Annotated in this window: 9 protein-coding genes; 2 read left to right on the forward strand and 7 right to left on the reverse strand. The window is 70.7% G+C overall.

The annotated features are described in order from the left end of the window. Nucleotides 1–193: 193 nt before the first annotated feature. Nucleotides 194–1819: a PucR family transcriptional regulator gene (locus tag ACZ6EJ_RS24330; RefSeq protein WP_469269960.1), complete on the reverse strand. Its 1626-nt coding sequence runs from the start codon at nucleotides 1817–1819 to the stop codon at nucleotides 194–196. Nucleotides 1820–2254: 435 nt separating this feature from the next. Here ACZ6EJ_RS24330 and ACZ6EJ_RS24335 point away from each other — a divergent pair, with 435 nt between their 5' ends. Continuing rightward, nucleotides 2255–3361, forward strand: coding sequence for a hypothetical protein (locus ACZ6EJ_RS24335; RefSeq protein ID WP_469269961.1), 1107 nt, complete (start codon nucleotides 2255–2257; stop codon nucleotides 3359–3361). Between the two features lie 81 nt (nucleotides 3362–3442). Here ACZ6EJ_RS24335 and ACZ6EJ_RS24340 read toward each other — a convergent pair whose 3' ends face one another. The 6 genes from ACZ6EJ_RS24340 to ACZ6EJ_RS24365 all read right to left on the reverse strand — a co-directional run bounded on the left by ACZ6EJ_RS24340 (nucleotide 3443) and on the right by ACZ6EJ_RS24365 (nucleotide 8891). After that, a complete protein-coding gene (locus ACZ6EJ_RS24340) occupies nucleotides 3443–3967 on the reverse strand; it encodes a hypothetical protein (RefSeq protein WP_469269963.1) in 525 nt (174 codons plus the stop codon). A gap of 75 nt (nucleotides 3968–4042) precedes the next feature. Continuing rightward, nucleotides 4043–4762 carry a hypothetical protein gene (locus ACZ6EJ_RS24345; RefSeq protein ID WP_469269965.1) on the reverse strand — a complete coding sequence of 240 codons (720 nt, stop codon included), beginning with the start codon at nucleotides 4760–4762 and terminating at the stop codon, nucleotides 4043–4045. Next, nucleotides 4749–5129: a hypothetical protein gene (locus tag ACZ6EJ_RS24350; RefSeq protein ID WP_469269967.1), complete on the reverse strand. Its 381-nt coding sequence runs from the start codon at nucleotides 5127–5129 to the stop codon at nucleotides 4749–4751. The genes ACZ6EJ_RS24345 and ACZ6EJ_RS24350 overlap by 14 nt, the downstream gene beginning before the upstream one ends. 401 nt (nucleotides 5130–5530) lie before the next feature. Beyond that, the gene (locus ACZ6EJ_RS24355) at nucleotides 5531–6361 is read right to left on the reverse strand and encodes a hypothetical protein (RefSeq protein ID WP_469269968.1); all 831 of its coding nucleotides are present in this window, start codon (nucleotides 6359–6361) and stop codon (nucleotides 5531–5533) included. 64 nt (nucleotides 6362–6425) lie between these two features. Further along, nucleotides 6426–6836, reverse strand: coding sequence for a TnsA-like heteromeric transposase endonuclease subunit (locus ACZ6EJ_RS24360; RefSeq protein WP_469269970.1), 411 nt, complete (start codon nucleotides 6834–6836; stop codon nucleotides 6426–6428). Nucleotides 6837–7088: 252 nt separating this feature from the next. Beyond that, the gene (locus ACZ6EJ_RS24365; protein ID WP_469269976.1) at nucleotides 7089–8891 is read right to left on the reverse strand and encodes a glycoside hydrolase family 15 protein; all 1803 of its coding nucleotides are present in this window, start codon (nucleotides 8889–8891) and stop codon (nucleotides 7089–7091) included. Nucleotides 8892–9331: 440 nt separating this feature from the next. Here ACZ6EJ_RS24365 and ACZ6EJ_RS24370 point away from each other — a divergent pair, with 440 nt between their 5' ends. After that, entirely contained in the window at nucleotides 9332–10996 is a 1665-nt protein-coding gene (locus ACZ6EJ_RS24370) for a CTP synthase (RefSeq protein ID WP_469269972.1), read from the forward strand. Nucleotides 10997–11141 lie beyond the last annotated feature (145 nt).

Genomic DNA, 11141 nt, shown 5'->3' on the forward strand with positions numbered 1-11141 from the left:
CCACCCCCCCCCCCCCCCCCTCCCCCCCCCCCCCCCCCCCCCCCCCCCCCCCCCCCCCCCCCCCCCCCGCCCCCCCCCCCCCCCCCCCGGGCCGCGAGTTGGCCCACGGAGGACGACACGGTCGCCCATGTGCTCAGCGTCTACGACGAGTTGGCGCCCCTGTCCGCACGGCTCGGTCGCTGACGGGCGCGGCTCAGGCCGTGTGGCGGCGGGCCCGCAGCGCCAGGCTCAGCGTCAGCACCGTCTCCGGGTCGTCCAGGTCCGCGCCCAGCAGTTCACCGATGCGGGCCAGCCGGTTGTAGAGCGTCTGCCGGTTGAGATGGAGGTCGCGCGCCGTCTCCGCCTTGCGGCCCGCGTGCGCCAGGTACGCCTGGAGCGTCGGCAGCAGCGGGGGGCGCGAGGCGCGGTCGTGCTCGCGCAGCGGACCGATCGCCCGGTGCACGAACGCCGCCAGGTCCGGGTGGTCCCGCAGCCGCCACAGCAGCAGGTCGATGTCGAGCCGCCGGGCGTCGTGCCAGGGCCGGTCGTCCAGGCCCCGCGCCGCCGTCGCCGCCTCGGCCGCGTGGCGCAGCGCCGCCCCCGCCGCGCCCCACCCGCCCGCGACCCCGACGACGACCACCGGCGGGTGCGCCCCGGCGCGGTCGAGTCCGGCGCGGACCACCCCCGCCCGCAGGGCCGCCGCCGCCCGGTCCGCGACGGCGGCGCGCTCCCCCTCGGCCCCGAGCCCCAGCAGCAGCGGCACCCGCCCCTCCACGGGCCGCACCCCGAGCAGCGCGGGGACGCCGACCGGGGCCAGCTCCTCCAGGACCGCGCGGGCCAGCAGCGCCCAGGCGCCCGACGGGGACGGCTCGGGGGCCAGCCGCATCACGACCGGGAGCAGCGGAGCGTCGCCGGGCCGGAACCCGAGCACCCGAGCCTGGGCGGGGGCGTCCCGCGGGGCGATCCGGCCCTCGGCGAGATCCGTGAGGAAGTCGCCCCGGCCGCGGGCCGCCAGCTCCTCCTCCTGCCGGGCCTGCATCATGACGACGGCGAGGAGGCCCGCCGCGCGCTCCGCCGCCATCCGGTGCACGGTCGCTGGCGGCCCCGACATCGCGAGCAGCACCAGCCTCGCCCGGACCGCGCCGGTGTCCGGGCCGCCGCCCGCCACGTCCACCAGGACCGTGCCCGCCGGCGGGCTCTCCCGTGCCGCCCGGTCCCCGCGCAGCCCCTCCCAGACCTGGAGCGGGTGGGCGTCCGCCGGACCCGAGCCGGCGGACGCCGCGTACAGGAGCCGGCCGTCGGGCGTCTCCAGGAAGACCGGGTTGGCGGTGAAGTCGGCGAGGACCCGGAGGACCTGCGGCGCCCCGCCGCCGTCGAGCAGCGCGCGGGTGGCGCGGCCGTGCACCTCCTCCGCCTGCCGGAGCAGTGCGTAGTGCCCGTTGACGATCTCGGTGTGCACCTCCTCGGTCACCGCGACGAACGGCACCTCGCGGTGCAGTTGGACCAGCGGCAGCCCGGCCGCGCGGGCGGCGTCCACGAGGGCGGCGGGCAGGCGGCCGAAGCGCGTGCCCAGCTCCACCACGAGGGCGGCGATGCCCCGGTCGGCGAGGCGGCGGACGAACGCGCGCTGCTCGGCGGGGCGGGCGCCCAGGCCCAGGCCGGTGGTCAGGAGCAGCTCGCCGCCCTTGAGGAGCGAGGCGATGTTCGGGACCTCGCCCGCGTGCACCCAGCGCACCGTACGGCTCAGCCGGTCACCGCCGGCCACCACCTCCGGGAGCCCGGCGCGCAGCCCCGGCAGCTCCAGCGCCCGCCGCACGGTGATCCCGCTCCAGCTCTCCACGTACCCGGCCCGCTTCCCCTCGTGCCCCGCCCGTCGGCTCGGGCGGCCGCCCCGGCCAGGACGCTACCGCCCGCGGAACGCGGCCTACCGGGCAGGGGACGTGCGCGCCGGGACAGGACCCGCGCGCACCGGCCCGCGCACCGGGCGTACGCGACCGAACCGCCCGCCGCGCCGTGACACCGTGAGCCGTGACGGCGGGGGAACGGACGGTGGCCGCCCCGGAGTCCGGGGCGGCCACCGCGACGGGCGGGTCTGTAGGTTTCGCCGGTCTGGTTCATCGTTAGGTCTCCTGACCTGGTGTTTCATGGAGCAGTCCTGTTGTTCTGTCGGTGGTTTCGTCCTGTGGGTCTGTCGTTTTCCTCAGCGGATGAGAAAACATGTCGGCCGGCTGCCGGTGCGCTGCGAAGATGCGTCCGGTTCCCAGCCGGATGAAATTTGTTCGTTTTCGTATGTGCGGGATGCGGTGCCGAGTTGACCGTTCCGCTGTCCCAGGTCTCACTGCCGGCCCATGCCCGTCAGCAGTACGGGAACGGTGCCCGGCTTCCGGTGCTCATGGAGTCAGGGACGTTTGCTGTGGACCCGGATCCCTGGGGAGGGCCGTGGCGGCCGTGGGACGAGGTTGATCCGGGTGAGGCTGAGGCACGCGGTATCTACGCGCCGGTCCACGCCCTGTCCGACGGCACGCCCGGGGCGAGTGTCATCGCGCCCGGTGATATCCGTGGAACCCGGCTGATTCCCGAGAAGCGTGGCGGTGCCTGCTGTGGCCTCGACGGCGCCGACGGGCCCAACATGGCCTGCGCGACATGCGACCTCCCCGTGGCAACCAGGGTCGACGACTGCTCGCTCTGGCAGATGGTGCGACTCGGCTCGGACGTTGTGCACCGCGTCCCCGTTGAGGGTATCCACGCCGCGCCTTTCTCCTGGGCGGAGCTGGCGGAGACGGGAGAGAAAGCGCCCCCGTTCGAGCCGACCGCCACGTGGGGAGGACGGCTGGGGCCGAACCGCTACTGGTCGTGGAGTCCGCGGTGGGAGGCGGCAGCCGGTCAGGCGCTCGCCCACCTGCTGATCGCCTCCCAGGGGCAGCCGGTGAAGGTCCCGGACGGCCTGACCGCGGACGTGTTCCAACGCGCGCTCGACGCCTTGCTGCCGGCAGACACCCTGAAGCGGCGCGCCGTCCTGGCCGGACCAGGACAGCCCTCACCGGACGCGGGCGTCGACATCCTCCTCGTCCCCGTCCATCCCCAGACGGGCCGGACCTGGACCCCTGCCGACCCGACCGCATCGGCATACCTGGTGCCCCTGCCGCTCGGGATGTGGCTGTGGCTGGTCTCTCCCGAACGGAACTTGCCGGTTCCCGCGTCGGGCCGCATAGCCCAAGACGTCCTCCGCGACGACCCGCTGCCGCTGCTCCCCAACCGCCTGTTCCGGGCCGACCGGGGAACGTTCCACCACACCTTGGTCCGGCTACCAGCCGTGCGCAGCCCGTGGCTGCGCACGATCCTCGAGAACCTCACGCAGAGCACCTCGGCTGGCCTCTTCTAACCGTCCGGCAATCGAACAACACCAGCCTCACGTGTTTCCTGAAGTGGTCGACACTGCTGTCCGATCTTCTGACCCCGATCGTCAGAAGCGCGGGCCGACAGTGGGGTGTGAGACCAAGGCACAGGCCGCGATCTGCAGTTGTGCTTCCCATGCCGCCTCGTCGAGCCCCAGCGTGTACTCGATGCAGCACGCGCATGACGGGAGTAGCGCCAAGAATGCTTGCTCCTCAGCGGTCTCGACCTCGGTCTCCGACCACTGGTCCGATGCCAACTCGGCAAGATCGACCTCCCCGGCGATGAATCGCGCGGCCAGCCTGCGCAGCGCGTATCGTCGGGCCATGTAACGATCGGGCAGCCTGATCCCCAATTCTTGAAGAGCCTGCTCGAATATGCCACGGATGTCCCGGGGGTCCGCACGACGCGGCAGACCGGCGAGCTCGCACAGGGCCGGCGCGTCCATCCCGACTGAGAGTGCCTGGGCAGCGGTCATCGGGAGGTCTTCCGGACACACCTGATCCGCCTGATACAGCCATGCTGCCTCCAGCAGGGGCGGATACGCGCTGTGGACAGGGCTGCCAGGATCGGATGTGTCGTCTATCGCTGCCATGATTCATACGATGCCAGCACGGCTCGCGAGAGTGCTTGGAAAATTTCGACCGTCCCGGCAAACCGCCCTGCGGACTCACCCAACTCGTGCTGTTGCCCCGGTGACACTCTGCGACGACTCCCCAAGATCCGTGCCAGAACCGCGTTTCTCGTGCACGAAGTCATGCCGCGGGACATCGGCAGTCGTGGCAGCGGCTTGATGCGCTGCGGGGGTGAGCGAGTAGAAGGTGCGTCGGCGTGCGGCGGCTGGCCGCTCAGCATGGGTTTCGAGGCGGCTCGTGACCCAGCCGGCTGCTTCCAGGCGCTTGATCTGCTTGTAGACGGTGTTGTTGCTGGTCAGGCCGACGCGGCAGACCGGCCAGCGCTCGTGGCCGTCGTCGGTGTACTTGCCTTCTTCCTTGATGATGCGGCGGTGGAGCTTGCGGGCGAAGGCGAGCACGGCGGTGGTCTTGCCCAGACCGGGGAAGGCGTCGAGGGCGATCCCGCCTTTGACCTTGTCGCCGTCCTGGTCGTTGCTGTCGAAGATGTCCCACAGGTCTTCGTGCAGGGCCTGCATCTGCGGGGTGTCGAGCGGACCGAGGTTCGCGAGCCACTTGCGGCGGGCGCGGTTGTACTCGGTCAGCGCCTCGCCACCCAGCTTCTTCGACTGCCGACGGGACAGCAGCTCCGGACGTACTCGTCGTGGAGCATTGGCGAACCGGTCGAAGCCTTCCTTGCGGGACAGTGTGAGGTGGTCCAGCCGGGTGCGCAGATCGGCTTCCTCGGTCGAGGCGCGCGGCGTCTTACTCATCGTCATCAACGTCCTTCAAAGCCGTGGCGTAGAAGTCGTGTTCTTCGTCCAGCTCTTCCAGACCGTCCGCATCGTCCTCCCCCTGCTCATCGTTGCAGGACTCGATGGCCGGCGCCGAGGGCTGTTCGGGAAGGGACAGCACGCGGGCGACCGACGGCAAGACGTCGATCTCGCAGCCTTCGTCCTTGGGCAGGTCCACGGCGGCTTGTTCGCGAGAGAGCCTCAGGGCCATGTGACGTTCGACCAGAGAATTGCCGAGTCCGAGATTCCACCGTTCCAGCAGCAGCGCAACGGCGAGCCGGTCGTTCGGGTAGGTGTACTGCTTGGCGGCCAGGCACCGGGCGAACCGCAAAGCCTCCTCGCTCAGCGGCATCTGGAGACTCGGTGCGTGTTCCCAGCGCAGTGTGTGCCACTTTCGCTCGGCGTCGCGGAAGTAGACGCGGGGTGACGTCATCGGGGTCGGCGAAGAACTCAAGCCGCCGCTGGGACAGCGAGATGTCCGACCCGGCCATGTCCCGCAGGCCGTCGAGTCCCGGACCGTCGTAGCGCCGTCCTTTGATCTCGACGCCGTAGTGCTGGACGGTCCGCATCGTGACGTCCAGGAACTCGTAGGCCAGATCTGGATCACGCGGCACTTCGATGTAGCCGGCCCGCGCGAGCCCGTGCTCGAACATCGCCGCCGGCGACAGGTCCGCACTCGGCAGGTGCGGGTCGACGAGACCGCTGTGTGGCCTGCGGTGATACACACAGGCCACCCACTCGCGGATGATCGCCTCAAGCTCGTGCAGGAAGAAGAAGGCGTCCTTTCTCGGGGTTGAGTCCCCGCGAAGGGATGTCGGGGCCCTTGCAGCCGGGCAGTAGCTGCAGCAGGTCTTCCCGCACGGTCCTGAAGAATCTCTCCAGCGGGCCTTTGTCCCGGCCCGTCCGTAGTCGGGCCGGCTGGATCGACATGCCCAGTCGGTGGCAGACGCTGGTCAGGTGGGCGGAGAGGTAGATCTTGCCGTGGTCGACGATGACCGTCTCCGCTGCCAGTGCCGGGCCGACGGCCCCCGTGACGGGGCCATGGACCGCCTCAGTCTCCACCAGGACACCGCGGGGGATCCCGTGATCGGGCCAGGCTGCTTCCTTCGGCCAGTACTCCGGGACGGGCCGGGGCCGGTAGGTCCGGAGCAGGACGGCCGCCGCGTCGACGGCCTTCGTAGACACCGGCGTGACTCGTATGCCGGTGATGCGGCGGGTGTACCAGTCCATCGCCACCGTCAGCTCCGCCTGCACCCACTTCAGCGTCACCGGGTCGAAGGCGAAGACATCCAGCCGCGTGGTGTCCATCAGCACGTACTCGCCCGGCCGGGTGGGTCGCAGCTTCCCGTAGACGCCGGCGGGACGAGCCGCGATCTCGCGGTTCCGCTTCGTACTCAGCCGGAACGCCGGATGACGCCGGTCAAGCTCGTGCATCCACCGATAGCCCGCCGTCCGCTTCGGCAGCGGCACCACCTTGGGCCCGAAACGCTCCTCCAGCCTTGCCTCGACTCGCTCCAGCACGAGCTTGATCGAGGGCCGGGACTCCTCCTCGTACTCGCCCAGAACCTCTTCCGCCACCTCCACCCAGCGCGGATCGGCATGAGACAGCCCGCCCTCCGCCTGAGCCCTCTTCGGGACGAGCCCTGCCTCACCGCTCTCGACTACGAGTCCACGCGAACGCGAACGCGACCTTCGGCCGTTCCAATCGATGACGCGGCTTGGCATCCACGACCACCGGCCCGTCATCGGTCAGCAGCAGATAGTCCGGGACGTGCCGCCGCAGCCTGCCCTCGACTACAGCCTTGAGCAGGAAAGGCTGAGCGACGACGTGCCGGACGTCCTGGGCGAAGTCCGCGAACAGCAGCCGGGCCAGCTCCAGCCGCGACTCGTAGATCACGTGGTCGCGTACCGTCGCCGCCCAGTACGTCCCCGAGTAGTGCTGCTGGCCCTTCCTTGTACCAGCGGAACGTCCGCCACGGCTGTGCGTGCCGCAGGAGATCGAGGGGCGCGGACGCCCACTCCAAGTCCTCCACCACACACTCGTCGGCCTGCCGGACACTCACCTGTACCAACGCAGCCAGATCTGTCGTACTCACCGGGCCCCACCTCGCGTTCTCCACGGTGGCCTAATCGGCCAACCGAACGCCGTGGACAAGCCCCGGTCGTCCGTTGCTGACGACCGGGACGGTCCGGTACACGAAGAGTGGAACTACGTGAGTCAGAGGCATGAATCCCGCTCACCTGTCGTATCCGACACGGCTACGACATCCCCGCGCGGAATCCGACACGGGGAACGGGATCCCACAGGTCCTCAGCCGACGTACGCGCCGCTCGCCGTCAGCCGCAGGGCCGTGTCGATCAGCGGGACGTGGCTGAAGGCCTGCGGGAAGTTGCCCACCTGGCGTTGGAGGTTGGAGTCCCACTCCTCGGCCAGCAGCCCCAGGTCGTTGCGGAGCGCCAGCAGCTTCTCGAACAGCTCGCGCGCCTCGTCCACCCGGCCGATCATCGCGAGGTCGTCGGCCAGCCAGAACGAGCAGGCCAGGAACGCGCCCTCGTCGCCCGAGAGCCCGTCGACGCCCGCGCCCTCGCCCTCGGTGGGGTAGCGCAGGATGAAGCCGTCCTCCGTGGACAGCTCCCGCTGGATCGCCTCGATGGTGCCGATGACCCGCTTGTCGTCCGGCGGCAGGAAGCCCATCTGCGGGATGAGCAGCAGGGACGCGTCCAGCTCCCGCGACCCGTAGGACTGGGTGAAGGTGTTGCGCTCCTTGTCGTAGCCGCGTTCGCAGACGTCCCGGTGGATGTCGTCGCGCAACTGGTACCAGCGCTCCAGCGGGCCCTCGACGTCCCCGGACTCGACCAGCTTGATCGTCCGGTCGACCGCGACCCACGCCATCACCTTGGAGTGCACGAAGTGCCGGCGCGGCCCGCGCACCTCCCAGATGCCCTCGTCGGGCTCCTCCCAGTGCTTCTCCAGGTACTCGATCAGCTTGAGCTGGAGGCCCATGGCGTAGTCGTTGCGGGTCAGTCCCGTCATGTGCGCCAGGTGCAGCGCCTCGGTGACCTCGCCGTACACGTCGAGCTGGAGCTGGTTCGCCGCGCCGTTGCCGACCCGGACCGGGCCGGAGTTCTCGTAGCCGGGCAGCCAGTCCAGCTCCGCCTCGCCCAGCTCGCGCTCCCCGGCGATGCCGTACATGATCTGGAGGTTCTCCGGGTCGCCCGCCACGGCCCGCAGCAGCCACTCGCGCCAGGCGCGCGCCTCCTCGCGGTAGCCGGTGCGCAGCAGCGAGGAGAGGGTGATGGCGGCGTCCCGCAGCCAGGTGTAGCGGTAGTCCCAGTTCCGTACGCCCCCGATCTCCTCGGGCAGCGACGTGGTCGGGGCCGCGACGATGCCGCCGGTCGGGGCGTACGTGAGGGCCTTGAGGGTGATCAGGGAGCGGACGACCGCCTCCCGGTAGGGCCCGTGGTACGTACACTGCTCGACCCATTCGCGCCAGAACAGCTCGGTCGCCTCCAGGGACCCCTCCGGGTCGGGGAGGGCCGGCTGCTCGTGGTGCGAGGGCTGCCAACTGATCGTGAGCGCCAGCCGGTCGCCGGGGGCCACGGTGAAGTCGGAGTAGGTGGTGAGGTTCTTGCCGTACGTCTCCGCCTCGGTGTCCAGCCAGACGGAGTCCGGGCCGGCGACGGCGACCGTGCGGCCGTCCACCTTGTGCACCCAGGGCGTCACCCGGCCGTAACTGAACCGCATCCGCAGCTCCGAGCGCATCGGCACACGGCCGCTGACGCCCTCCACGATGCGGATGAGCTGCGGCGCGCCGTCACGCGGGGGCATGAAGTCGGTCACCCGCACGGTGCCGCTCGGGGTGTCCCACTCCGATTCCAGGATGAGGGAGTCCCCGCGGTAGCGCCGCCGGTCGGCGGAGGGCGGTTCGCTGCCCTCCGCTCTCGCGGGGCCCAGGCGCCAGAAGCCGTGCTCCTCGGTGCCCAGCAGCCCCGCGAAGACGGCGTGAGAGTCGAAGCGGGGCAGGCACAGCCAGTCCGCTGTGCCGTCCCGGCAGACCAGAGCTGCGGTCTGCATGTCTCCGATGAGTGCGTAATCCTCGATGCGCCCGGCCACGTGCGTCTCCAGTCGAACGGCCATGTCGCCCCCTCGGGGGCGCTTACTGCTGGTCAGGGGTCGTTGGGTCTGTCACCCAGGAAGAGCCGGCGAGACCTGCACCGGGGAGCGGCCTGGGGTGGTGCCGCCGCCCGGCCGTCTCGGCAGCGAGTGTTTGAGCAGGATACGACGCACCGGGAAGATCCGCGCGACGGTCTCGGCAACATCTCTGCGCTGATCGAGTGGGACGTGAAGCGGCTGGGGCGATGCTGTGACCGCGCTGTGCGGTTCGTGGCCGGAAGCAGCCTCCCGCCGTCGCTGTTACCCTGGTAGCCCGTGGACCGGTGGTCGTTCGCGACAGCGCACGAGGCCCCCGAACCGCAGCGACGGCGCCCCCGGATCTCCGGGCTCGGCGGCCGGTACGCACCTCACTATCGCGACCACGGGAGCCCCCTTTGGCTATGCAGCCCACATCCACGACGACCAAGCACATCTTCGTCACCGGGGGTGTCGCCTCCTCCCTCGGCAAGGGTCTGACTGCCTCCAGCCTGGGTGCCCTGCTCAAGGCGCGGGGCCTGCGGGTCACGATGCAGAAGCTCGACCCCTACCTCAACGTCGACCCCGGCACGATGAACCCCTTCCAGCACGGTGAGGTGTTCGTCACCAACGACGGCGCCGAGACGGACCTGGACATCGGCCACTACGAGCGCTTCCTCGACGTCGACCTCGACGGCTCGGCCAACGTCACCACCGGCCAGGTCTACAACACGGTCATCGCCAAGGAGCGCCGGGGCGAGTACCTGGGCGACACCGTCCAGGTCATCCCGCACATCACCAACGAGATCAAGCACCGCATCCGCCGGATGGCCACCGACGACGTGGACGTCGTCATCACCGAGGTCGGCGGCACGGTCGGCGACATCGAGTCGCTGCCGTTCCTGGAGACCGTCCGCCAGGTCCGCCACGAGGTCGGCCGGGACAACGTCTTCGTCGTGCACATCTCGCTGCTGCCCTACATCGGCCCCTCCGGCGAGCTGAAGACCAAGCCCACCCAGCACTCGGTGGCCGCCCTGCGCAACATCGGCATCCAGCCGGACGCGATCGTGCTGCGCGCCGACCGCGACGTGCCGACCGCCATCAAGCGCAAGATCTCGCTGATGTGCGACGTCGACGAGACCGCCGTGGTGGCCTGCCCGGACGCCCGGTCGATCTACGACATCCCCAAGGTGCTGCACACCGAGGGCCTGGACGCCTACGTCGTGCGCAAGCTCGACCTGCCGTTCCGCGACGTGGACTGGACCACCTGGGAGGACCTGCTGGACCGGGTCCACAACCCCGACCACGAGGTCACCGTCGCACTCGTCGGCAAGTACATCGACCTGCCCGACGCCTACCTCTCGGTCACCGAGGCGATCCGCGCCGGCGGCTTCGCCAACAAGGCCAGGGTCAAGGTCAAGTGGGTCACCTCCGACGACTGCCGGACCCCCGCCGGCGCCGCCGAGCACCTCGGCGACGTGGACGCGGTCTGCATCCCCGGCGGCTTCGGCGAGCGCGGTGTCGACGGCAAGGTCGGCGCGATCCGCTACGCCCGCGAGAACAAGGTCCCGCTGCTCGGCCTCTGCCTGGGCCTCCAGTGCATCGTGATCGAGGCGGCGCGCAACCTCGCCGGCATCCCCGACGCCAACTCCACCGAGTTCGACGCCGCCACCTCCCACCCGGTCATCTCGACGATGGAGGAGCAGCTCGCCTACGTCGAGGGCGCGGGCGACCTCGGCGGCACCATGCGGCTCGGCCTCTACCCCGCCAAGCTCGCCGAGGGCTCCGTGGTCCGCGAGGCCTACGACGGCGAGCCGTACGTGGAGGAGCGCCACCGCCACCGCTACGAGGTCAACAACGGCTACCGCGCCGAGCTGGAGAAGAAGGCCGGCCTGGTCTTCTCCGGCACCTCCCCGGACAACAAGCTCGTCGAGTACGTCGAGTACCCGCGCGAGACGCACCCCTACCTGGTCGCCACCCAGGCGCACCCGGAGCTGCGCTCCCGCCCGACCCGGCCGCACCCGCTCTTCGCGGGCCTGGTGAAGGCCGCCGTCGCACGGCAGACCGCCGCTCGCGGCGCGGGCGAGTGACACCGAGGCATTACGGTTGACCGGGGTGGGGGGGGGGGGGGGGGGGGGGGGGGGGGGGGTGGGGGGGGGGTGGGGGGGGGGGGGGGGGGGGGGGGGGGGAAGGGAGAAGAGAGGGGGGGGGGGGGGGAATGGGGGAAGCGCCTCG

This window comes from Streptomyces sp. NPDC041970 (assembly GCF_055588985.1).

Bases quoted from the DNA above. Each gene is read 5' to 3' on its own strand.
- ACZ6EJ_RS24340 (WP_469269963.1), bottom strand. From the start codon at position 3,967: ATGGCAGCGATAGACGACACATCCGATCCTGGCAGCCCTGTCCACAGC.
- ACZ6EJ_RS24345 (WP_469269965.1), bottom strand. From the start codon at position 4,762: ATGACGATGAGTAAGACGCCGCGCGCCTCGACCGAGGAAGCCGATCTG.
- ACZ6EJ_RS24350 (WP_469269967.1), bottom strand. From the start codon at position 5,129: ATGCCGCTGAGCGAGGAGGCTTTGCGGTTCGCCCGGTGCCTGGCCGCC.
- ACZ6EJ_RS24370 (WP_469269972.1), top strand. From the start codon at position 9,332: ATGCAGCCCACATCCACGACGACCAAGCACATCTTCGTCACCGGGGGT.